At 31.6% G+C, this 23496-nt stretch carries 21 protein-coding genes and 1 pseudogene; all 22 read right to left on the bottom strand.

Going from position 1 to position 23496, the window contains the following annotated elements:
- Window positions 1-35: 35 nt before the first annotated feature.
- Window positions 36-992, bottom strand: coding sequence for a N5-glutamine methyltransferase family protein (locus tag T473_RS0106550; RefSeq protein ID WP_024621172.1), 957 nt, complete (start codon window positions 990-992; stop codon window positions 36-38).
- Window positions 989-1909, bottom strand: coding sequence for a DUF1385 domain-containing protein (locus tag T473_RS0106545; protein ID WP_024621171.1), 921 nt, complete (start codon window positions 1907-1909; stop codon window positions 989-991). The genes T473_RS0106550 and T473_RS0106545 overlap by 4 nt, the downstream gene beginning before the upstream one ends.
- 114 nt (window positions 1910-2023) lie before the next feature.
- Entirely contained in the window at window positions 2024-2230 is a 207-nt protein-coding gene (gene rpmE / locus T473_RS0106540; protein ID WP_024621170.1) for a 50S ribosomal protein L31, read from the bottom strand.
- Window positions 2231-2425: 195 nt separating this feature from the next.
- On the bottom strand, window positions 2426-4045 hold the full coding sequence (gene rho / locus T473_RS0106535; RefSeq protein ID WP_152522274.1) for a transcription termination factor Rho: 1620 nt from the start codon (window positions 4043-4045) through the stop codon (window positions 2426-2428).
- Window positions 4046-4487: 442 nt separating this feature from the next.
- Entirely contained in the window at window positions 4488-5366 is an 879-nt protein-coding gene (galU, locus tag T473_RS0106525) for a UTP--glucose-1-phosphate uridylyltransferase GalU (protein WP_024621168.1), read from the bottom strand.
- A 162-nt stretch (window positions 5367-5528) separates the two neighbouring features.
- Window positions 5529-7247 carry an oligoendopeptidase F gene (pepF, locus tag T473_RS0106520; protein WP_416386995.1) on the bottom strand — a complete coding sequence of 573 codons (1719 nt, stop codon included), beginning with the start codon at window positions 7245-7247 and terminating at the stop codon, window positions 5529-5531.
- A gap of 553 nt (window positions 7248-7800) precedes the next feature.
- Entirely contained in the window at window positions 7801-9753 is a 1953-nt protein-coding gene (spoIIE, locus tag T473_RS16405) for a stage II sporulation protein E (RefSeq protein WP_278246353.1), read from the bottom strand.
- Window positions 9753-10172, bottom strand: a complete 420-nt coding sequence (locus T473_RS19400; protein WP_278246350.1) for a hypothetical protein — start codon at window positions 10170-10172, stop codon at window positions 9753-9755. The genes spoIIE and T473_RS19400 overlap by 1 nt, the downstream gene beginning before the upstream one ends.
- Window positions 10173-10265: 93 nt before the next feature.
- Complete coding sequence (locus tag T473_RS0106505) at window positions 10266-11183, bottom strand: Ppx/GppA phosphatase family protein (RefSeq protein WP_024621165.1); 918 nt, start codon at window positions 11181-11183, stop codon at window positions 10266-10268.
- 125 nt (window positions 11184-11308) lie between these two features.
- A complete protein-coding gene (locus T473_RS0106500) occupies window positions 11309-11593 on the bottom strand; it encodes an FtsB family cell division protein (RefSeq protein ID WP_024621164.1) in 285 nt (94 codons plus the stop codon).
- Window positions 11594-11654: 61 nt separating this feature from the next.
- Complete coding sequence (yabQ, locus tag T473_RS0106495; RefSeq protein WP_024621163.1) at window positions 11655-12296, bottom strand: spore cortex biosynthesis protein YabQ; 642 nt, start codon at window positions 12294-12296, stop codon at window positions 11655-11657.
- Window positions 12297-12551 carry a YabP/YqfC family sporulation protein gene (locus tag T473_RS0106490; RefSeq protein WP_024621162.1) on the bottom strand — a complete coding sequence of 85 codons (255 nt, stop codon included), beginning with the start codon at window positions 12549-12551 and terminating at the stop codon, window positions 12297-12299.
- Between the two features lie 62 nt (window positions 12552-12613).
- Window positions 12614-12855, bottom strand: a pseudogene (locus T473_RS16400) (RNA-binding S4 domain-containing protein).
- Window positions 12856-12930: 75 nt separating this feature from the next.
- Window positions 12931-13209 (bottom strand): HU family DNA-binding protein, encoded by a 279-nt coding sequence (locus tag T473_RS0106480; protein WP_024621161.1) that lies wholly within the window; start codon window positions 13207-13209, stop codon window positions 12931-12933.
- Between the two features lie 93 nt (window positions 13210-13302).
- On the bottom strand, window positions 13303-14760 hold the full coding sequence (yabN, locus tag T473_RS0106475; RefSeq protein WP_024621160.1) for a bifunctional methyltransferase/pyrophosphohydrolase YabN: 1458 nt from the start codon (window positions 14758-14760) through the stop codon (window positions 13303-13305).
- Between the two features lie 113 nt (window positions 14761-14873).
- Window positions 14874-16487, bottom strand: a complete 1614-nt coding sequence (locus T473_RS0106470; protein ID WP_024621159.1) for a putative polysaccharide biosynthesis protein — start codon at window positions 16485-16487, stop codon at window positions 14874-14876.
- A gap of 117 nt (window positions 16488-16604) precedes the next feature.
- Complete coding sequence (locus T473_RS0106465) at window positions 16605-17144, bottom strand: stage V sporulation T C-terminal domain-containing protein (protein WP_024621158.1); 540 nt, start codon at window positions 17142-17144, stop codon at window positions 16605-16607.
- 158 nt (window positions 17145-17302) lie between these two features.
- Window positions 17303-18292, bottom strand: coding sequence for a peptidylprolyl isomerase (locus T473_RS0106460; RefSeq protein ID WP_024621157.1), 990 nt, complete (start codon window positions 18290-18292; stop codon window positions 17303-17305).
- A 16-nt stretch (window positions 18293-18308) separates the two neighbouring features.
- Window positions 18309-21710, bottom strand: coding sequence for a transcription-repair coupling factor (mfd, locus tag T473_RS0106455; RefSeq protein ID WP_024621156.1), 3402 nt, complete (start codon window positions 21708-21710; stop codon window positions 18309-18311).
- Between the two features lie 16 nt (window positions 21711-21726).
- A complete protein-coding gene (pth, locus tag T473_RS0106450) occupies window positions 21727-22287 on the bottom strand; it encodes an aminoacyl-tRNA hydrolase (RefSeq protein ID WP_024621155.1) in 561 nt (186 codons plus the stop codon).
- Between the two features lie 11 nt (window positions 22288-22298).
- A complete protein-coding gene (locus T473_RS0106445) occupies window positions 22299-22847 on the bottom strand; it encodes an A24 family peptidase (RefSeq protein ID WP_152522273.1) in 549 nt (182 codons plus the stop codon).
- 221 nt (window positions 22848-23068) lie between these two features.
- Window positions 23069-23494: a prepilin peptidase gene (locus T473_RS18055; protein WP_278246352.1), complete on the bottom strand. Its 426-nt coding sequence runs from the start codon at window positions 23492-23494 to the stop codon at window positions 23069-23071.
- Window positions 23495-23496 lie beyond the last annotated feature (2 nt).

Raw genomic sequence — 23496 nt, 5'->3', positions numbered from 1 at the left:
CCTCTTTAATCGTAACTTCTCAGTCTTATATTTTATCATAAATTAAATCCTATAACAACTCTATCGATTGATTGTAGATCTTTCTTTGTGTATATTTTTTTAAATCCTTCATCTTTAAGTATGTTTGACACTTCTTCAGCTTGATCATGACCTACTTCATAAGCTAACATACCGCCATGTTTTAGATATTTTTTGGACTCTCTGGTTATACTTCTATAAAAGTTTAATCCATCCAATCCCCCATCTAATGCTAAATGTGGTTCAAAGTCCTTTACCTGCTTTTGAAGAGTATCCATATCGGCCCTTCTAATATAGGGTGGATTTGAAACTACTATGTCAAACTTTATATCCTCTTTTTCTATAGCTGAGAACATATTTGACTTTTTAAAACTAACTCTATCTATAACGCCGTTGTTTACAGCATTTTTCTCTCCTATTTTTAGTGCAGTATCCGATATATCAAGTGATAACACTGTACTGCTTTTTAAGTACTTGGCTAGGCTTACAGTTATAGCTCCTGATCCAGTACCTATCTCTACTATTTTTAATTCTTCTTTTAGATCTTTTTTTAAATTTCTACTTAATCTTTCTTTCTCTAATTCTCTTGAAGCATCGCTACTCTCTTCATTGCTATCTTCCAATAAAACTGTTGCACTTCCTTGTTTGTTGTATACATATATTATCTCTTCAACTAAAATTTCTGTATCTGGTCTTGGGATTAACACACCTTCTTCGACGTAAAAATCCAGTCCCATAAACTCTCTATTGTTTAAAATATAGGCTATAGGTCTACCTTTCAACCTATCTTCAAACATTTTTTCAAAATACTCCTGTTTATCCTTATCTAATTCTCGATCTATATTCATGTGTATGTATATTCGATCTACATTACCCAATGCTTTACAAAGCATCATATCTACATCTAATCTAGGTGTATCACTTATATCTACTAATTTGTCTGAGTATATTTTAATTAAATCACTTATAATCATAATATCTCCCTTTTTTCCTCATTCAATACAGCTTTTAAAGACTCTAAGGCAACCTCAAGTTGTTCGTCGTCAGGATCTTTTGTTGTAAAGTACTGAAGCATCATTCCAGGATAAGCAATTATCCTAGTAATCTTGTTGTCGTATTTACCAAGCATCCTAATAATCTCATATGCTATACCCGAAACAACCGGAATACATATAATTCTCACGCCTATTCTCACAATAGGATTTGGCCAACCAAAGAAAGAAAAAAGTATTATAGATGTAGCCATAACTATAAATAGGAAGTTAGTACCACATCTTGGATGCAATCTTTTGTACTTTCTAGCGTTTTCTACAGTTAATTTTTCGTCATTTTCATAGCAGTGAATCGATTTGTGCTCTGCACCATGATACTGGAACACCCTCTCGATATCCTTGCTTTTAGACACCAATACTATATATGTAAATAAAATGCATATTCTTATCATTCCCTCAATAAGGTTTAATATAATATCATTTTTTACAATACTTGCGAAAAGTCCACCTGTAAGTGTAGGTATAAGAACAAATAAACCAACTGACAATACCATAGCAATCGCCATTGATAAAAATATTATCACATCATTTGCCTTATCTTTAAATATTTTCTTTATAAAAATATCGAACTTATCATCTTCTTCTCCCTCTTCTCCTAAAAAAACTTCTGAAGAATAGTTTAGGCTCTTTACACCTTCTATCATCGTCTCTATCATAATCAAACCACCTCTTAAAAAAGGTACTTTGTCTAATTTTCTATCTCTTACCCAGCTTTCTATAGTTTCATTTTTTATGGTGATATCTCCATCTGTCTTCCTTACTGCAATCGCTCTACGTTCTTTAGATTGCATCATGACACCTTCGATGACAGCTTGACCACCAACTGATTGTTTTTTCATATTCCGCTCCTTAAATACACATTAAATAAATAACTTATTTGAATTTTAACATATTTAACCGATTTTGGGTAATAAAATAGGAGTTGGTACGCTCCAACTCCACTTTTATAACATTTAGTCCATGTCCATATTGAATCTCTTTTTGAACTTGTCGATTCTTCCACCTTTTTCCACATTCTTTTGCTTACCTGTGTAGAATGGATGGCACTCTGAACAAATTTCAACTTTTATTTCGTCCTTAGTTGAACCAGCAATAAAAGTGTTTCCACAAGCACAGTGTACTTCAACTGGATTGTAATTTGGTTGTATTTCTTTTTGCACTAGAATCACCTCTCTCTTTATTTAAACATAAAATTTAACTTTTTAGTTTTTTTCTACATTAACAACTACACCATTATAGCACAAGTTATTATGGCATTCAAGAACATTTTGTTCCAATAATTCTAACTTATGTCTATTCTTTATCATAATTAATATAAGACTATTGATGCTTATTTAATTTTGTAAATTTATCAGTTATATTGACTTGCTTGATTTTATAAACTCATCATTGTTTTTAGTTCTCTTCAACAACTCAATCATCTTATCTGTAATTTCAAGAATAGAATTGTTGCTCATCTCTCTTCTAAGCTTCCACAGAACAGATTTTTCTTCATCAGAAAGAAGTAAGTCTTCTCTTCTTGTACCTGATTTATATATGTCTACTGCTGGGAATATTCTCTTCTCAGCTAGCTTTCTATCTAAGTGAAGCTCCATATTGCCAGTCCCCTTAAATTCCTCAAATATAAGGTCGTCCATTCTAGATCCAGTCTCAACTAGAGCTGTTCCTAAAATAGTAAGAGAACCACCTTGTCTTATATTTCTAGCTGCTCCAAAGAACTTTTTAGGGCCGTAAAGTGCCCCTGGATCTAAACCTCCAGATAGTGTTCTTCCAGTTGGAGATATAGTTAGATTATAAGCTCTAGCAAGTCTAGTTATACTATCCAAAAGAATAACTACATCTTTTCCGTGTTCAACCAATCTTTGAGCTCTATTCAATACCATCTCAGCAACTTTGACATGATGACTCGATGCCTGATCAAACGTAGAGTAAATTACCTCTCCATCTATTGATTCCTTCATGTCTGTGACTTCCTCAGGTCTTTCGTCTATTAACAAAATAATTAGATCTACATCAGGATAGTTTCTTGATATGCTATTAGCAACGCTCTTTAGAAGTACGGTTTTACCGGCTTTTGGAGGTGCAACAATAAGACCTCTCTGTCCTTTACCTATTGGAGATATTAAATCTATCATTCTTGTAGCTATTTCACTTTGATTCTTTTCAAGAGATAATCTCTCTTCTGGGTATATTGGTGTCAACAGCTCGAAGTTTACTCTCTTTATTGCAGTATCTGGATTTTCATCATTTATTTTTTGTACATATAAAAGCGCTCGAAATTTCTCTCCACTCTTTGGATGTCTTGTAATACCCTTTACCTTATCGCCTGTCTTCATATTGAATCTTCTAATTTGAGACGGAGATACGTAGACATCACCTTCTGTTGATAAATAATTTGAACCCCTTAAAAATCCAAATCCATCTTGTAGTATCTCTAATACACCTACTACTTCATCTTCTTTAGATGTATTAAATTCATCTACTATTTTTGATTCCTCAACTTGTTTAGGCATGTAATTTACCTTTCCATTGTTGAAATTTGATCTATTTGATCTCGGTGCAGACTTTTCAACTTTATTATTTGAATCGTTTCTATTATTTACATCATTTCTACTTGTATTCTCGTTCTTTCCATTTATGTCTTTATTTACTATAACCCCATTAACAACTTCTTTATTGTTTATTTCATCCCTATTTTTGTTTACGTTCCCATTTGTGTTATCTCTTTCAACACTAACAGACTTTTTGTTTGTTTCCTCTATTGTGTTATTTGCTTTTTTAGCTTCTTTCTTTTCCACTGAAACATTTATATTTGCTTCCGGTTTTGCATTATTATCTTCTTCTTTTTCTTCCATTGATTTCTGTATAAGATCAATTAGCTCTCCTTTTTTGTACTTGCTAACAGATTTTATATTAAGTTCCTTTGCAACTAATCTAAGTTCAGACAGTGTTTTAGTATCTAGCTTAGGTCGCATTTCGATATCTATACTCAAGATAATCCTCCCTATCTTATTTTATTTATAAACTTTAAGTTTGAAAATTTCATTAGAATTTTTAGTAGGCATGAAAAAGAAAAGTTGAGTTGTGTTTAGATGATTAACTTCTATAATATCACTATTTATATATTATGGTCAATAAGCAAGATTTAATACCAATTATTGGAATTATAAATGAAAAAATAGATAAATACAATTTTTATATTTATCTATTAAATAAACTTGTTTTGCTTTTTTACAATACACCAGCTATCATACTTAGTACAGCCGTTATACTAGAAAGTACTAATACGCCTACAATACCAAGAGCTATTATTTTGTTCGTCTTTTTTTGTTTTTTTGTAGTCAAATTTACTCACCCTCTACTTTGCTAAAATTATGTTAAATTATTTCCGTTTTTAACATTCTCTATTTTATCGTTTTATTCGTGATTTTTGCAAACTAAATTTAAGTAGTCTATGAAGTCGTCTTTAAGATCATCTTTCTTTAAAGCAAAGTCAACTGTAGCTTGTAAAAATCCTAATTTATCTCCAACATCGTATCTTCTACCTTCGAAATTATATGCATACATAGCTTCCTTTTGAGATAATACTTTTAACGCATCTGTAAGCTGAATCTCACCGCCCTTACCTGGTGGTAAGTCTTTAAGTATTCCAAATATCTCAGGAGTAATTATATATCTTCCAAGAATTGCTATATCTGAAGGAGCTTTGTCTGGGCTTGGCTTTTCAACTAAATCTCTAACCTTGTAAACTCTGTCTTCTATATGTTTTGCTGATATTATACCGTATTTATTTGTATCTTCGTGTTTTACTTGCTGTACACCGAGTATAGTTGTTCTGTACTCTTCATATGCACACATAAGCTGTTCTAGGCAAGGAACATCATTGTCAACGATATCATCTCCAAGCATAACAGCAAATGGTTCATTTCCTATAAAGTGTCTTGCACAGTAAATTGCATCTCCAAGTCCATTAGGCTCTTTCTGTCTTATGTAATGTATATCTATCATATTAGAAATATTTTGAACAACTTCTAATAGCTCTGTCTTACCCTTTTGCTCTAATTCTAGCTCTAGCTCTACAGATTTGTCGAAATGATCTTCTATAGATTTTTTATTTCTTCCTGTAATTATAAGAATTTCTTCTATGCCTGATGCTACAGCTTCTTCTATTATATATTGTAAAGTCGGCTTATCAACTATTGGTAACATTTCTTTTGGTTGCGCTTTTGTCGCTGGTAAAAACCTTGTCCCAAGTCCTGCAGCAGGAATTACCGCCTTTTTAACTTTCATTTTCATAAATTCAGTCCTCTCCTAATTCGTAATAATTTAATTTATTAGACTATAGATCAATATACTACAACTATTAAAATACTAAAAGTGCAATAGACTATTTACATAAATTGCCTATTGCACTTTTAATATATTGTAACATTAATTTAATCTATTTTCTATTTAATATTAAATTATTTTTTCTAGTTCATCCACCAAACTATTGAATTTATTTATGGTGTTCTCTATTGGTTTAGTATTCGATAAGTTAACTCCATGTTTTTTTAATAAATTTATAGGATAATCAGATCCTCCCTCTTTTAAGAAGCTAACGTAATTATCTGGACCGTTTTTTTGTATATCTTGTGCAAATGTAACGCCTGCGCTACATCCAGTTGCATATTTATACACATAGAAACTGTTGTAAAAATGCGGTATTCTAGCCCAACCTACTTTTGATAATTGGTCTAACTCATAATCTTTACCGTTGTATTTTTGTAGCAGACCTCCCCATAAATCATTTAGCACTGCAGTATTTACATTTTTTCCCTTTTCCATCATAACGTGTATTTCTTTTTCAAACTCTGCGTACATTGTTTGTGTATATAATGTACTTTTTATAAGATCTAAGTACTGAGTTATATAGTACGCCTTTTCTTCGTTATTTTTAGCATTTCGAATATACTTTTCGTAAAGTAATGCTTCATTGGTTGTCGAAGCTACTTCATGAGTAAATATAGACGGACCAGAATTGTAGTAACTTTGGTTTTGTGACGCCATATACTCGTATACTGCATGTCCCAATTCGTGTGTTAACGTTGAGACAGAATTTATTGAGTTGTTGTAGTTTAATAGTATATAAGGGTGGTCTTCGTAAACCGATAGACAGTATCCACCACTAACTTTATTTTTTCCAGAATAAACATCTATCCAATTTTCATTAAAAGCCTTGTATAAAATATCACTATACTCTTTTCCTAGAGGAGCTAAAGTTGAATAAACTATACCTTGAGCCTTGTCATATGCTATGTCTTCATTTAGACCCTTAGCCATTGGCACATTCATATCGTAAGTATGCACTTTATCAACTTTTAAAGCTTTTTTTCTAAGTGATGTATATTTATGAAGACCTTCCATATTATTATTTACCACTGTTATTAAATTGTTGTATACTTTTTCATCTATATTATCCGATTTTAAATACATCTCTAGAGATGAATCGTATCCCCTGGCATCCGCATAAAATATATTTTTCTTAACTTGACCCGTCAATAAACCTGAAAGGGTATTTATATTTTCATTGTATGAATTAAATTCTTCATGATAAGCTTTTTTCCTTACTTCTCTATCATTTGACTCCATTTTAGTTGCATATTCAGCGGGAGTCATATCCGTTTTCTTATCCATATTATTAAAAAGCTCGTAAACATTTCCTGGGAGACTAGTGATAAACGACGCTTTGTTTAAAATACTCTCCGACTTATCATCTAAATAATAAAATTTATTTCTTCTTACTTCCTTCAAGTAGGTTCCGTACTTTTTATTTATTTTTTTATTTGATATTATTTTCTTATAGTCTTTATTTGGTATCTTTAATATTTCAAGTTCCAATTTTGAACAAATACCAGAGTAATCACTCGCCACTTTATTTAATTCTTCATTCATATCAATATACTTATAATCATTTTTATTTATATCTTGTTTTAGTTTTGGATACGCACAGAGCTTGTCAAACCTCATATCTAGCTTTTCTTTTATACCTAAAGCAAACGATAAATGCGTTTGGGACTTAGCAGCTTTTCCTATGTAATTTTTAAGCTCCTTAGTATCCTTTTTAAAACTATTCAGTTCCTTTTTCCAGTGTTCATCATTTTTATACAATGAATTTAGATTCCAACTGACCCTCATACTATTAGTATTATCTTCTGCTTTATCAGAAGCATTTTTATTGTCATTTTTGGTTTCATCTTCATTGTTTTTCATAGCTTCTATTCTATTTTCAGTTTTCTGATTATGCTTAAAACTATTTTCAATACTAAATAATGCCATACAAAATACACATATAACTAAAGGTATCATTTTTTTAAACAAACTTTTACTCATAATAAGCCATCCTTTCAATCTGTCTAGTTAATACTTAGGATGGCTTTTTTTTAATAAATTATTCAATTATGTATGTATATTTAGTACATATTATTTATACAAAAAATATATATAATACATAAATATTATTCAATTATCCACAGCATTTATATATTATCAACAGTAAGGAATACGCTTTCTTCAGTATAATTTTTGCTATTTCTAAATTTTTTTTCCGAAATAGTATACTTTATTAACATATCTATACAACTTATCCACATTTTTTTGTAGTTATCAACCATTTTCTGTGCATAACTCGTGAAACACTTAATAAGACAGTATTTTCTTATCCACATTTTATCAACATCTCTAAAGCAAATTATTTTAAGCAAATTTTTGTAACTAAAACAGTCATATCGTCTTCAATTTGATTTGGCTGAAGTTCTAGAGCTCTGTCTAAAATCATATTGGAAATATTTTTAGGATTTGTCGATTTTACACTGTCTAAAAAATATAGCATCCAGTTGTCCCCAAGATCTTTATTCCTTCCAGAGTCAACTATTCCATCTGATACCATAATTACAAAGTCTCCATCATTTACCTTTGCATTTTTTCTATCCAATTTTACATCTGATAGTATTCCAACAGGTAGCGATGAGGAAGATATAAGGTCAATGTCTCCATTGCTCCTCTTAATATAAGTTGAACAAGCTCCCATTTTTATTGTATCTAGAGACCCACGTCTAAGGTCAACTAAGCCCAAATCTAAAGTCGAAAACATTTCATCCGATGATTTTAGCATCAACATATTATTTATCGTGTCTATAACTATCTCATCTTCAATCTTTGCATCTATCATTTTTTCTAAAATATCTATTGTAGCTGATGACTCTTCATAGGCTTTTTTCCCCTTTCCCATTCCATCACTTATCGCCATCATATACTTACCATCATTGATTTCCATAAATGTATAATTGTCACCACAAAGAATATGTCCATCTCTAGACATCGCAGATACTTCAGTCATAGCTTTAAATTTTTGTGCTTTTACAAATGTAGCCTTACATTTATCCCCAATAGAGTTACAACCCACCTTTCTAGCGGATAAATCTTCTCCTACAATATCTGTAAGAGCGCTTTTTATCTTCTCTTCACACATCATTCCATTCGCACATGTTACTTTTTCTACCTCGATTTCAAACTCATTATTCGATTTAGTTATGTAATTTACTTTTTCTACATCCACCCCATATCTCTGTAAATTATCGTAAATACTCTTTTCCTTCTCCAGATCGAGCATTATATTGTTTTCTAAGTCCAGAGAAAGAGATTCTATTGACTTAGATATACTTCTGATTTGATTTGCTATTAATCTTCTATTTTCCGAAAATTTAGTACTCCATTCGTAATCTAATACAAATAGTCTATAATAGTAATTTGCCATTTTTACTATAGATTCGGGTTTCATACACTCCTTTCTAAAATTCTCTGGTATTTCGTTAATTGACAACTCCCCTATATCTTCGATTTTTTCGAGTATATTGTATATCATAGTGTAAGTATGATTAAACCTGGTCTCCCAACACATCCTCTTCATACTACACACTCTACATTCATCATTATGTATCATATCTATTACACTCGCTATATCCCTTTGATCGAGCACTCTGTCTTTCTCTCTAATTCTATCAAAAGTATTAGCAAGATCGCTGTATGTTTTATAAATATTATTTAGTCTGTTTTTAGTTAGATCTTTACTCCTCATAATGTAGTCATTTACTACATCATTTGAAGCTACATTGCTTTTAATCAGTTTTTCAACCTTTGTAAAAACTTTTTCAGGTATGAGTATAACTGCTAAACATGCAATCAAAATATCTCTGAGCTGAGTTAAATTCGAAGAAATTCCTGTGCTATAGGTGTATATTATCATCCAACTTAGAATATATCCTAATATACACAAAAATCTATTTATCTTATTAAAAGCTCCACTAATAAGCCCTGCAAAAGAATATATCCCCATATATACTGCAGACGTTAGATTATTTATCATAAATGCAATACCTACAACTACACCACAACTAGCCCCCATAGTTGCTCCGCCGATAATAGCTGTCATAAGCACTACTATAGTAGATAAAACAATCCTCACTGAAATACCAAAAATCGCGACTTCTCCTAGCCCCATTATAGTAAAAGTTGCTAATAAACTTATGGATATAGCCTCTTCAGGACGCACAGAAAGCCGATTCTTTATATTTGTTATCAAATCCACCCCATATGAAAATGTGTAAATTGATATAAATAATACTATACTTTCAGTAAAAGCCATTATAATTTGAAAAGTTGTATTGCCAGAAAATAGCCCTTGTCCAACCGAGATGGGTAAAACCACCCCGCACCCACGAGAGCAAGCAATGGGGTGCCCTCAATCTTTTTGAGTCTACTGCTCAATAACATAATTAGAGTTAAGCACACGCAATATTTAGCAATAAACAATGTACTATTTGCCGAAAGGATTGTCCCTAAAATGGTTGACGCAAAAACTGGAACCTTATATCTATCCCATTTTACCATGCAAATAAAAAAAGCTATCCCAAGTGGAGCTATCGACTCCACGAGTATCGATCTACTAAGTAAAAGTCCCATTATCATAAATGATATCGTTGTTAAACTAATATATTTCCCCAGAATCTTATAATTACTAGTTTTTAAATAATTTTTTTCTAGAACCGCAGCACTTCTTTGCATTTCTAAAACCCCCTCATTTGTTTATATCAAGAGTTTACCAAAATGTAAGAAGTTTTTTTGTCAAATTCAGTTCCTTAAATCAAAAAAAATTTATTACATTTTTTTTGATTTTTGACATATTAATCCCTCTAAATTATCGTACTCGCTCACTGTTATTTCCTTTATTTCTAGTTTTTTCATTATTATTATTAGTATTCCTACACCAGCTGTAATAATATCTGCTCGTTTTTTCTGCAATCCCGCTAGTTTTTTCTTGTCACTTAGTGGTGATTCTTTGAGCATTTGTAGAATTTGCTCAACATCTTTTATGAATATTTTACTATTGTGCACTTTTTCCATAGAATAAACTTCGAGTTTTTGATTAATTGCAGATAGAGAGGTTATTGTACCTCCAATACCAACAAGCTTCTTGATACCTATGCTTTCAATATCATCTACAGTATTAGATATTCCATCTTCCACAAATTTTTCTAGTTTTTCGTATTCAAAATCATCTATAGGATCTTTTTTTAAAAATTTTTCAGTCATTCTGAGCGCACCTACATTTTCACTTCTATTGTATTTAATCCCAGACTTATCTCCGACTGTAAATTCAGTGGACCCTCCTCCTATATCTACCACTAATACACCTGATTTATCTTCAAGACCCTCTATAACACCAACTAATCCTAGGTTAGCCTCTTCATTTCCACTTAATATTTCAACATCTATTCCTGTTTCTTGTTTCGCTCTACTTATAAAGTCTTCATTGTTTTTGCTATCTCTAAGAGCAGATGTACCCATACAAAATATTTCTTTACACTTTTCATCCATACATATCTTTTTAAATTTACCTAATGCTTCTATGTTTCTTACTATAGCTTCTTCCAATATTAAGCCAGTACTATCTACACCTTCACCTATTCTAGTAGTATCAACGAATTTTTTTCTATTTATTAGATCTCCATCTACAACCTCTCCTACTAATAGCCTCATAGAGTTCGTACCTATATCTATCGCTGCTAATTTCATAAAATCACTCCTTTATTTACTATTTTAATATAAAAATAGCAATGTATCCAAGTTGAAGACAAAAAGTCTACAAATTATAGATACATTGCTATTTTTACATTTTCATATTACAGTCTTCGCTTAATCTAGCGATTTATATCTATGTACACCGTTTCATTTGGCTTAACCATATTCAGTCGTTTCCTAGCAGTCTTCTCGAGGTTTTCATTACTGTCATACTTAGTTGATCTCAAGTTTTTGATCTTTACATCTTTATTTTCTATCTGTTCGTTTAATTTGGCTATTTCAGCTTTGTATTCGTTGTATTTAGTGTACTCGAATCCAAATCCGCTTATCATGCCAAAAACAGTCACCACAAGAAATAAACTTATAGCAATTAACTGACCTGAAAATTTTTTTCTTACGTTCATCTACTAATCCATCTCCTCGATATTAATCTTTTAACTAATTGTAATTTTCATATCTGATACTTCAAATCTTTTTTGATTTCTTCAATTTCTTTTGTTTTTGTTGCTTATCTTTTTTCTTCGCCTTTTTAGATTTATCCATCGTCTTAGATTTTTTCATCTTTTCAGATTTCTTTATCTTTTTGGTTTTATCAAGCTTTTCAGATTTTTTAGGTTTTTTATTCTTTACCTTTTTCTGTTTTTTATATTTTTTACCTAATCCATTTTTAACACCTACGATTATGTTCGGTATATAAAATATGATATCAAATAGTAAGTGCAGTGAATAGATTATAACGTAATACAAATTGTTTATAAAAGCGACTAGACTCAACACCACTTTTTTAAATAAGTTTGCTGTAAAGCAGATAACTTTACTTATAAATGACAATATGTATTTACTTATGGTGTTGTAATAAATAAGAAAACCCACTATTAAGGCGACGAAGTGATAATATCTTAAATCAAAAAACTCAGTAAGATTAATAGTCAGAAATATTACTAATGTAGTAAATAGCCAAAATATAATATCAAAAAAAACTGAAAAATAACTCATAAACTTAAAATTGATTTTTAATGCCCTGTAAAAGTCAAACAAGACTCCAATTATTATCCCACCGTAAATAGTCGCATAAAATACTCCCACATCTTGTGTAAAAGGTATCATTTACTTAAACACCTTCTTGAAGAAACTCTCTTGAGGTTTTCTAGGTTTTGCATATACGATTGAGTTAATGGTTCCTTCAATACTGATTATATTTTCATCAATGCTGAGTTTACTCATATCCATATCTTCGCCCTCAATAACCATCTCTCCAACTGATGTCTTAACCTCTACCCTTTTATCATTAAAAGAGTAAATATGCTCTACGCCTGAAATAACTAAGCTAGATCTATCTTTCAAAGTTATATTTTGTTCCATAATATCCCTCCAGTACATAATTCATTAATACTACTATTAAATATACTGGAGTGAATTTGATTTTATTCTAAAATTTTGTACATTTCTTTTGCATCATTCTTAAGAACGTGTTCTTTTATCTCAAGAACTTCGAACTTCATTTTTTCTCTCCAAACTGTATTTCCATAACATCTCCAATCCCGACAACTGAAGATGATTTTGCAACTTTGCCGTTTAAAGTAACTATACCTTTTTCACATGCGTCTTTTGCTACAGTTCTTCTTTTGATTATTCTAGATACCTTTAAGTACTTGTCTAATCTCATACAGTATCCTCCTTAAAACTATTCAAAGGAAGTGTGGAGTTCGTCCACACTTCCTTTGAATTAAAATAATATATATTATTTGTTTATTATATCTTTAAGACCTTTTCCTGCTTTGAAAACAGGTGCTTTAGAAGCTGGTATGTCTATAACTTGCTCAGGATCTCTTGGGTTTCTTCCTTGTCTAGCAGCTCTCTCTCTAGTTTCAAAAGTACCAAATCCTACTAATTGAACTTTTTCGTTATTTACAAGAGCATCTTGTACAGAGTTCATAAATGCGTTTAATGCAACCTCTGCCTCTTTCTTAGTTAACCCACTCTTTTCTGCCATTTTTGATACTAATTCAGCTTTATTCACGATATTTACCTCCTAAAAAATTGTTTATGTTTATAATATAGACCTTCATCCGCTATAAAGATAAAAGTTCTAGATTTTTGACAAAATACCTTTTTATTTATCTTCTTTTTGTATTTTTGCCTGATTCCAATAATTGTCCATCTCTTCTAATGTCATGTCTCCAAGTTTTTTACCTAACTCAATTGACTTCTGTTCAATAAATTGGAATCTGTATATAAATTTAGCCGTTGTACTATTCAGAGCCTCCTCTGAATCTATACCTAAAAACCTCGCCAAATTTACAATTGAGAATATCAAATCACCTAACTCTTCCTTTATGTATTTTATATTCTTAACTCTGCATTCGTCAAGTAATTCATGATATTCTTCCTCAATCTTTTTAAATACATCTTCTATATTGTCCCAGTCAAATCCTACAAGTGCCGCTTTTTTTTGAACTTTTGTAGCCTTCATTAGAGCCGGAAGACTCTCGGGTATTCTAACCATACTGTCTGTTATGGCCTCTTCACCTTTTTCTTCCTTTTTCAGCTCTTCCCAAGTCTTTTCTGAGAAATTACTATTATCACCAGCATTAAACACGTGAGGATGTCTGTTAATCAGTTTTTTACATATACCACTCACTACTTCCGCTAAGTCAAAATACCCTTCCTCTTTACCTATCTGACAATGTAGGGCAACTTGTAAAAGCACATCCCCAAGTTCTTCAACTATCTCATCGTCATCTTTGTTGTCTATGGCATTAATAAGTTCGTAAGATTCTTCTATAAGAAACTTTTTCAAAGATTCATGAGTCTGCTTTTTATCCCATTCACAGCCATTAGGCCCTCTAAGTTTCTTTACTATCATTTCCAAATCATGCACAGTATTATACATTTTATTTGAACTTTTAGGTATATACAAGCTTGTAAGGTAATCAAATCTATTGTCTTTTCTATCTAGTTCGTATAGCTTAACCGCTTTCTTATTCTCCAATCCTTTGACCCCAGCTGCCTTAACTATATATATCTCCTGATCATACTCATAATATTCACTTAATCTCAATTTTACATTAGAAGCCGTAAAATTGTCGTAAATTTGAGTTATTATCATACTTTTATTGGTATCTATATATACGTCATCGAGCTCAAAGGCGTCGAGAAGCTGAAATCCTACAGATGGATCTACTGATAAGTAGTTAAATATTGCATCTACAAAGCTCATTGATGGAATTACATCTACTTCTATTTGATTTTTACATGCTATATCTTCAATTATGCCAACCGTCTTCTCTGCAACCCTTGGATGACCTGGTACTGCATAAACTAAATCACCTTTGCAAGATTCATCTACTATGAACTCAGATATTTTAGCGTATACATTCTCAAAGCTATCTTCACTTTCATAAAAGTAATCCAGTGAAGTATAGTCTATTTCTGAGTTTAACTCATCAATTATAGGGTGTTTTCCAGTTCTAAAAAAAATCCTTGAGTTTGACTTTAAAGCTTTAATAGCCCCTTGACTTATTAGAGATATATCTCCAGGTCCAAGACCTACAATGCTTATCTTACCCATAATATCACCTCTATCAGCATATTGCAATTGTTTGAATAAAATTGATAGTTAAAATAATACATTTTTGTGTTTTCTTCGATATTATATCCAATTTCTTCAAAAAAATTCCAATTTTATCTTATAAGTCTAATTTTCTTTAATGATCCGTATATCTTATCTCCTTTAGGCATAGTAAGTATTTCTTCTTTCGTAATGGCTCCTATACCAAGAACAACTAAAACATATACAAGCCCACCTATGCAAATAGCTACAACTGTAGTTAAATTACTTCCCAAAATTCCTACTAAGAAACCGTAACTTATCTTTACTACTACGTACATAGTCATAACAGTTATTAAAGGTTTAATGATAAACTCTCTAGTAGATAGCTTTAATTTCATAGATCTCCTGATGTACATTATGTTGATAAATGCAGCCACAAAATAAGCTGTAACTGTACCAAGAGCTGAACCTAATATATTTATATCATGAATTCCAGTCAATGTATAGCTTATAATTATTTTGAATACCATACCTGTTACAAGCGCAACAACTGGAACCATCGGTTTTCCCATACCTTGTAGTATGCCGTTTGTAGTCTGTATAATCCCTAAAAATATTGCACAAGGTGCAAGTGTAAATAGTAAAACTCCAATACTTGCAGGCTCTTTAGGGAATAGTAGTTGCATTATAGGATTCGCCAGTGAAGCAAGGCCAAATGCACATGGTAAAACTATAAGCAATGTAACTTTTATTGCACTTTTTGTATCATTTCTCGCCTTAAATTTATTTCCTACAGCATATGAAGCAGAAATTGAAGGAACCAAGCTCATACTAAGCGCTGTAGTAATTACCATAGGTAAATTCACTATAACCATTGCCATCCCTGTAAGTTGACCAAACATAGAGTTTGCCATTTTATATGTAAATCCAGCACTCATCATTCTATCTATTACTATTACAGTATCTATCATATTTACAAGTGGCATAACGCAAGCGCCAATTGTTATCGGAATTGTGACTACAAGTAAGTTTTTAAGAATTCTAGAAAAACTCTCTACTTTGAAGTTTGGACTAGACTCAATTTCTAATCTACGTTCTTTTCTGCCTATTAGATAAACAATTATTAAGAATATAACAGAACCTATAGAACCAAGCGTCGCACCTGATATAGCTCCTGCAGCCCCTAATTTAACACCGTATAAACTATTTAAAACATATGCAAGGTAAAGACCTAAGCCAACTCTTATTAACTGTTCTATAATTTGTGAGAAAGCTATCTTTGTCATTTCACTTCTACCTTGGAAATATCCTCTATACGCAGACATAACTGGTACAAAAAGTAGCGCCGGTGATATAGCCTTCATTGCATATAATGCATTTGGATTTTTCATAATATTTGTAACTATAAATTCAGATCCAAAAAATAGGATACAGAAGACAACTACACCAGTTATTAAAAGTATAGTACGAGATACTTTAAATATTCTATATGCACCTTTATTATCATTTACAGCAACTTTCTCAGATACTAACTTAGCCACCGCGGTTGGAAAACCTGCTGTTGCCAGAGTTAGAAAAAGTGTATAAATAGGATAGGCAGTTTGATAGTATCCCATACCTTCAGATCCAATCATATTGCCAAGTGGAATTCTAAAAAATGCACCTATTATCTTTATCAGTATACCTGCCGCTCCAAGTATAAGCGCGCCCTTTAAAAAAGAGTCCTTATTTTTGTTATTAGCCATAGTGAACCTCCAAATCGTTTATATAACAACAAACATTAATATACCATATTTTTAATATCATATACAATATTTTACACAAAAACTTCAAAAGACCTCCTATATAAGAGGCCTTTATAATTATTGAACTTGTTTCCCTAAAAAGTTTGCAGCGATCTTAAGGCTTTTTTCTTCATTTACAAGCGATGCATCCTCATCTTTAGATAGCAACACTATAGCGCCTATGCAATCACCTGAATCGCTTATAATAGGAACTATATATTGTGCTGAGTACTCTCCAGGGTCATCTCTATGAAGAGAAATCATTTCATTACCTTCAAGATACTTAGTATTTCTATTAGAAATAAACTCTTCTAAATCACTGCTTATATTTTTTTCTTTGTAATCTTTTTTTGATATTTTAGATACAGCTATTATAGAATCTGAATCTGTTATAACCACGCCGTATCCAAATACCTCTCCTAATGATTCAGCGTAAGTTTGGGCAAACTCGTTTAGTTCTCCCATAGGAGAGTATTTCTTCAATATAACTTCTCCATCCCTCGCTGTAAAAATCTCTAGTGGATCTCCTTCTTTAATTCTTAGAGTTTTTCTTATTTCTTTAGGAACAACTACTCTACCAAGATCATCTATTCGTCTAACTATTCCTGTTGCTTTCATATTGTATAATACCTCCATATAAAACTTTAAGTATATTTTTACCAAGAAAAAGAATTATATGCAAAAAAGCTACATCAATTTTGATATAGCTTATTATTTTTGTTTATAAGTATCTATTTTGTGTATATTTGGCTTCTCTCTAATAAATTTTATTTATTCTAGAAAGTAACTTTCTTTATAACTTTTTCGTTTCTATCAATTTTTGCTGCTTTAGTAAGTTTCTCAATTTTTTGTGAGTACTTCTCTTCAAGTATGCTTTGTTTCATTGTATCTTTTGCATCTTCGAAGGAAGTTACATCCTTTTTCTTGTTTGTTACTTTGATAATATGGTAACCGTATTGAGTTTCTACTATATCAGAAATCTCTCCTTCTTTTAGTGAGAATGCTGCTTTTTCAAAAGGTTCAACCATATCACCTTTGCCAAAGAAGCCTAGTGATCCACCGCTTTCAGCCGAGCCATCTTGAGAGTACTCTTTTGCTAATTTAGCGAAATCTCCTCCATCTTTAACTTTTTTAAGAACTTCCTCAGCCTTTTTCTTAGCTGCTTCTTTTTTTGCTTTTGGCAATTCTTTGTTTGAATCATCAACTGTCTTTATAAGGATATGAGATGCTTCAACTTGATCTTTGTTAAACTCTTCTTTGTGAGAGTCGTAGTATTTTTTTAGATCGCTCTCTGTTACTTTAGTATTTTTATAAAACGCTTCTTGATATCTTTGTAAAGCTATACTCTTTTTCTCCTGATCAGACAAGAAAGTGTCATCTATTCCAATTTCATCGAGTTGTTTTTTGTAATCTTTATTCGACTCAATATTTTTCTTTATTTCATCTACACTCTTTTTAACCTCTTTTTCAGTAGGAACTAAATTATCTTTTTTAGCCTGATTATAGATTACTTCAGTGCCAATAAGCTGTTCAAGAATACTGTCTTTCATTTGATCTTTAAATTTAACACCTTCAGAAACTTCTTGGTCCCATATCTCTTTTCCATATTGAGACTCAGCAGTTATTTTACTGATATTCAACATTTTTTGGTATTCATCTTTTGATACCTCTGTTTTATCTACTGTCGCAACTACATTTGAGCTACTACAAGCAGTTACTGATATCATCATCAATATTGACACGGCTAATGTTATTAATTTCTTCAAATTTAAACACTCCTTCTTATTTTTTCAGTTTTTTAACTCCACACATTTTCTCTAATAGTTCTTCTAGCTCATTCACTATATTATAACCTACTTTTTCCTTTGTTTTGTACTTAGTTATAGGTTCAAGCATAATCTCATCTTTGATGTGTCTTATTTTCTCTATTTTTAGCTGTTTACATAGGGTCTTTATATAAGCTATCTTGAGTAGGCAATTTACAGAATTCGGTATATCCGAAAATCTATCTTCCATCTCTTCTTGCACATCAAACATATCTTGCTTTGATTCGATGGCTGCTATTTTTTTATACATCTCAATCTTAGTAAGTTCTCCGTCAATATAAGAATCCGGAATAAAGGCATTCACATTTAACTCTATTTCTACATCGACTTCTTCTTGGATATCCTCACCTTTAACCTTCCTAATAGCGTTATTTAACATCTTAACATAAAGATCATAACCTATTACAGCCATATGTCCGTGTTGTTGAGATCCTAAAATATTACCAGCACCTCTAATCTCGAGGTCTCTCATAGCTATTTTAAATCCTGATCCAAATTCAGTAAATTCTCTTATAGCTTTTAACCTTTTTTCTGCTACTTCACTTAAAGATTTATCTTTTTCGTACATAAGATAAGCATAACCTTGTCTAGTACTTCTTCCTACTCTTCCTCTCAACTGATAAAGTTGAGCAAGCCCCATCTTGTCAGCATCGTATATTATCATAGTATTAGCATTTGATATATCCATACCTGTTTCTATAATAGTAGTACATACTAATACATCAAACTCTTTATCCAGAAATCCTAGAATTATATTTTCTAGAGCTTTAGAAGTCATCTGACCATGTGCAACTGCAACCTTTGCATCTGGAACTAATCTTTTTATCATACTAGCCATCTCTTCTATATGTTCAACTCTGTTGTACACAAAGAATACTTGGCCTCCTCTTCCCAACTCTCTTTCAATTTCATCCTGAATAATGCTTTCCTTATTCTCAGTTACATATGTTATAACAGGATGTCTCTCTTGAGGTGGCTCTTCAATAACGCTCATATCTCTAATACCACTTAGTGACATATGGAGAGTTCTCGGTATAGGTGTTGCTGATAACGTAATAACATCTACAGTAGACTTAATCTTTTTAAGCGATTCTTTATGTTTGACTCCAAATCTCTGCTCTTCATCTACTACAACTAGACCTAGATTCGGTAAATCTATGTCACTAGAAATAATTCTATGAGTCCCTATTAAAATATCTACAAGACCCTTCTTGGCATCTTCAACTATCTGTTTTTGTTCCTTCGGAGTTTTAAATCTACTTAAAACTTCCACTCTAAGTGGATACGAAGAAAATCTCTCTTTAAAAGTGTTGTAATGCTGTTGTGCAAGTATAGTAGTTGGAACCAATACTGCAACTTGTTTTTGATCCATACAAGCTTTAAAAATCGCCCTTATTGCTACCTCAGTTTTTCCGTAACCAACATCACCGCAGATTAGCCTATCCATCACCTTAATCGATTCCATATCTTTTTTAGTTTCTTCTATTGCTTTAAGTTGATCATCTGTCTCTTGGTATGGGAATAGTGACTCAAACTCAGATTGCCACGGAGTATCCTTAGAGAAACCATAGCCTTTAATTTTTTCACGTTTAGCGTAGAGCTCGACAAGTTCTTTGGTCATATCTTCAATTTCTTTTTTAACCTTTGATTTTGCCTTTACCCACTCGCTAGCTCCAAGCTTATTAAGTTTAACCTTTTCCACTTCTGCCCCGATATACTTTTGAACCTTGTCCATCTGATCTATCGGAACGTATAAATTATCTCCACCTCTGTATACGATTTTCATATAGTCTTTTTTGATAGCATTGACTACAATCTGCTCTATACCGGCGTATCTTCCTATACCATTGTTTTCGTGAACTACATAATCACCCTTATTCAAATCTAAGAACGATTCTATAGTCTTACCTTTTTTATTCTTCTTCTTACGCTTTGACTCCGAAGATCTTCTATGAACTCCGATCATCTCATTGTCAGTTATAATAGTAAATTTTATAGACTTGTACTGAAAACCGCGACTTATATTTCCCTGAGTAATTATTATTTGCGACGATTTTATCTCCACATCTCTATTATTAGATATATTTGCCTCTATTCCTCTTTCAAATAGGTTTTCTCTTAATTTTTCTGCTCTATCAAAAGTATTTGTAGCCAAAATTATCTTATGTCCGTTGTACTTTAAATTGTTTAATTCTTCAACTAAAGATTCAATTTTCGCATTAAAAGTAGGAATCTCTCTACACTCAAAATTAATTATCTTTTCTACTGAAAAATGACTTACAGCCTTTGGTAGAAGAGTATTCAATATAAGTTTCTTGTTTTTTAATAGATGCTCGATATCGTGATAACTGTAAAAAAGTTCGGCCTGTTTTTTAATTGCAAGTCCTCTCTCTAAATTAACTTTGTAGTTTTCTTTAAATGTATTTTGAAGGTTTTCACACTTCTCTTTAAATCTAGTTATGTCACTTAGAAATACCACTGCATCGTCATTTAGGTACGAAAACAAACTTTTTTCGCCTGTATCGTATATATAATCAATATAGTTTTCAATACCCTCAAAGTATATCTTATTTGAGATGTTGTCTATATTCATAAACGCATCTTCATCTGTATTGTCTGTAGTATCCTTCTTAAGTCTTGTAACAGCTGTATCAATCTTTTCAGGATATATAAACTCTCTTGAAGGAGTTACACTGAAGCTATCTATCTTATCGATTGATTTTTGTGATAGAACGTCAAAAGTTCGTATAGAATCAATTTCATCATCGAATAATTCCATACGAATTGGGTTTGAATATTCTAAGGAAAATATATCTACTATACCACCTCTCACACTAAACTGTCCAAATCCCTCTATTCTAGATACTCTCTCATAACCTAAGTTGACCAACTTATCAGTTAGACCTTCTAAATCTATTGTATCTCCCACTTTATAAGAGAATATATTGTCTATCAACATCTCTTTTGGAGTGTATTTTTTTAAAATTGCTTCTATGGAAGTTACAAGTATTATTTCTTCTCCTTTAGCTAACCTAGTTAATACTTTTAATTTTTTAGCTTCTTCTGATCTGTCCTTTGCCTCAAGATGATAAAAATTTATATCTTCAAAGCCTAAAATCTCCACTTTATCTTTAGCATAAAAACATAAGTCCTCATACACTTTCTTTGCTTCCAATTCACTGCTCGCTATAAACAAGGTCTGTTTTGATGTGTCCTTAAATAACGAATACGTAATATGAGGTTTTTGTACTTGCAATAGACCATTTACTAGTAGTGATCCTTGCCCTGCTTTTACATAATTTAGTGCATCTTTATATTCCTCTGAGTTTCGTAAAGGATATACAAAAACATCATTCATGCTACTCTCCCTCTCGCTATATATTGTATTTATTCATCGCTAAATCTATATTTTCTCTGATCATAGAATCAACTGATTTACAAGCCTTTTCAAGACCGTTATCGATATCTAGTTGCTCTTCTTTTCTAAATTTAGAAAGCACAAAATTTGCTAAGTCTGCTCCTGGCTCTGGCTTTGACACCCCAACTCTAATTCTAGGAAAATCCCCTGATCCCAAGCATTTAATTATCGATTTCATACCGTTATGGCTTCCAGCACTACCCTTTTTCCTAATTCTAATCTTTCCAACATCTAAATCTATATCATCGTAAACTACAATTATATCCTCTAACTCTACTTTGTAGTATTGATATATATCTATTAAAGTCTCTCCACTTAAATTCATATAAGTTTGAGGTTTAACAAGCAGGACTTTTTCACTTCCCACTCTACACTCGCCTATTAAAGCCTTGTGCTTCATCTTTGTAACGCTGGCTCCATATTCTTTAGCCAATATATCAATAACATCGAACCCGACATTATGTCTTGTATGTTCATATTGTTTACCTGGATTTCCCAATCCTACTATTACAAACATCTGATACCTCCTTATGTTATTTTGTGTAGAAAGCTAAAGTACATCTCTAGCAATCTACTTTCTGTCATTATTATAATTACTGCTGAAAGCGATATAAATGGTGTAAATGGTATCACTCTTTTTAGCAAATCTCCCTTTATTATAAAAATTACTATGTAGTAGAAAAATGCTGCCAAAAATGACAGTCCTATCAAATAAAGAGCATATCCATCCCCGATCGCAAAGCAACATAAGCCGTAAAGACCAACATCTCCGTAACCAAGAGATTTTGTCGTTACAGCCAAAATATATGAAATAGCCACTCCTATTATTAAATCAAATAAATGACTCCATTCTATACAACCAAATTTATAAGAAATTACAAAAATAATTCCTTGAACCATTATACCACTAACTACAGTCAAGTCATATACATTTCTACTGTAAATGTCTATAATGGAGATGATTAATATAAACGGAATAAGCAGTATATACCTAATTGTATCGATGGTTCTTCCATACTTTACATATACTGCAAAATTGAGCGCTAACATACATATATTTACTATCAACGTTATCATAAAGTCTTTTTTTATTTCATCGCATAAAAAATAGATTATCTTGTTGGCCAGAAACGATAATATTAAACACAATATGAAAATAGATATTATTTTTATCATATATAATTTTGTAATAGCAGGATCACTGTAAATCCTCAATTAATCAATACTTTAATAAAATTCGTACTATAAAATAAAACAATATTGATCTTGTAATATCCAAACTTTAGAGCACTTAAATTCTATTTAATCAGTAATACAAATAACGTAGCCAATGAAATCACAGGCGCGAAAGGTATAAGTTTATTGTACTCCCCAAATTTGAATTTACTGTAAAGTACATACGAAGTTCCTATAAAGCTAGCTAAGTAAAAACTCGCAATAAAAATTATAAAGGTAATGTTAAATCCCAAAAATAAACCGATCATTCCAAACAATTTTACATCGCCAAAGCCAATACATTCTTCATTAAATATTTTTTTCATTATCAACGCAATTATGTATGTAAATACTACCATTGTTATACATCCTGAAATACTTTTTAAAAATCCAACTCCGTTTCCAGTTGTATTAAATGCAAGAGATATAATAGCCCCAGAAAGTAAAATCGAATCTGGTATAATTAGATCAAATAAGTCAACTTTGGAGATGTATATAAGTAATAAAATTA

Source organism: Clostridioides mangenotii TR (genome assembly GCF_000498755.1).
GTDB lineage: Bacteria > Bacillota > Clostridia > Peptostreptococcales > Peptostreptococcaceae > Metaclostridioides > Metaclostridioides mangenotii_A.
The sequence above is the reverse complement of the archived record's forward strand: the minus strand, read 5'-3'. Positions and strand labels throughout refer to the sequence as shown.

Bases quoted from the DNA above. Each gene is read 5' to 3' on its own strand.
- T473_RS0106550 (WP_024621172.1), bottom strand. From the start codon at position 992: ATGATTATAAGTGATTTAATTAAAATATACTCAGACAAATTAGTAGAT.
- T473_RS0106545 (WP_024621171.1), bottom strand. From the start codon at position 1,909: ATGAAAAAACAATCAGTTGGTGGTCAAGCTGTCATCGAAGGTGTCATG.
- rho (WP_152522274.1), bottom strand. From the start codon at position 4,045: ATGCGACCTAAGCTAGATACTAAAACACTGTCTGAACTTAGATTAGTT.
- galU (WP_024621168.1), bottom strand. From the start codon at position 5,366: ATGAAAATGAAAGTTAAAAAGGCGGTAATTCCTGCTGCAGGACTTGGG.
- pepF (WP_416386995.1), bottom strand. From the start codon at position 7,247: ATGAGGGTCAGTTGGAATCTAAATTCATTGTATAAAAATGATGAACAC.
- spoIIE (WP_278246353.1), bottom strand. From the start codon at position 9,753: ATGGCTTTTACTGAAAGTATAGTATTATTTATATCAATTTACACATTT.
- T473_RS19400 (WP_278246350.1), bottom strand. From the start codon at position 10,172: ATGCAAAGAAGTGCTGCGGTTCTAGAAAAAAATTATTTAAAAACTAGT.
- T473_RS0106505 (WP_024621165.1), bottom strand. From the start codon at position 11,183: ATGAAATTAGCAGCGATAGATATAGGTACGAACTCTATGAGGCTATTA.
- T473_RS0106500 (WP_024621164.1), bottom strand. From the start codon at position 11,593: ATGAACGTAAGAAAAAAATTTTCAGGTCAGTTAATTGCTATAAGTTTA.
- yabQ (WP_024621163.1), bottom strand. From the start codon at position 12,296: ATGATACCTTTTACACAAGATGTGGGAGTATTTTATGCGACTATTTAC.
- T473_RS0106490 (WP_024621162.1), bottom strand. From the start codon at position 12,551: ATGGAACAAAATATAACTTTGAAAGATAGATCTAGCTTAGTTATTTCA.
- yabN (WP_024621160.1), bottom strand. From the start codon at position 14,760: ATGGGTAAGATAAGCATTGTAGGTCTTGGACCTGGAGATATATCTCTA.
- T473_RS0106470 (WP_024621159.1), bottom strand. From the start codon at position 16,487: ATGGCTAATAACAAAAATAAGGACTCTTTTTTAAAGGGCGCGCTTATA.
- T473_RS0106465 (WP_024621158.1), bottom strand. From the start codon at position 17,144: ATGAAAGCAACAGGAATAGTTAGACGAATAGATGATCTTGGTAGAGTA.
- mfd (WP_024621156.1), bottom strand. From the start codon at position 21,710: ATGAATGATGTTTTTGTATATCCTTTACGAAACTCAGAGGAATATAAA.
- pth (WP_024621155.1), bottom strand. From the start codon at position 22,287: ATGTTTGTAATAGTAGGATTGGGAAATCCAGGTAAACAATATGAACAT.
- T473_RS0106445 (WP_152522273.1), bottom strand. From the start codon at position 22,847: ATGATAACGTTGATAGTAAATATATGTATGTTAGCGCTCAATTTTGCA.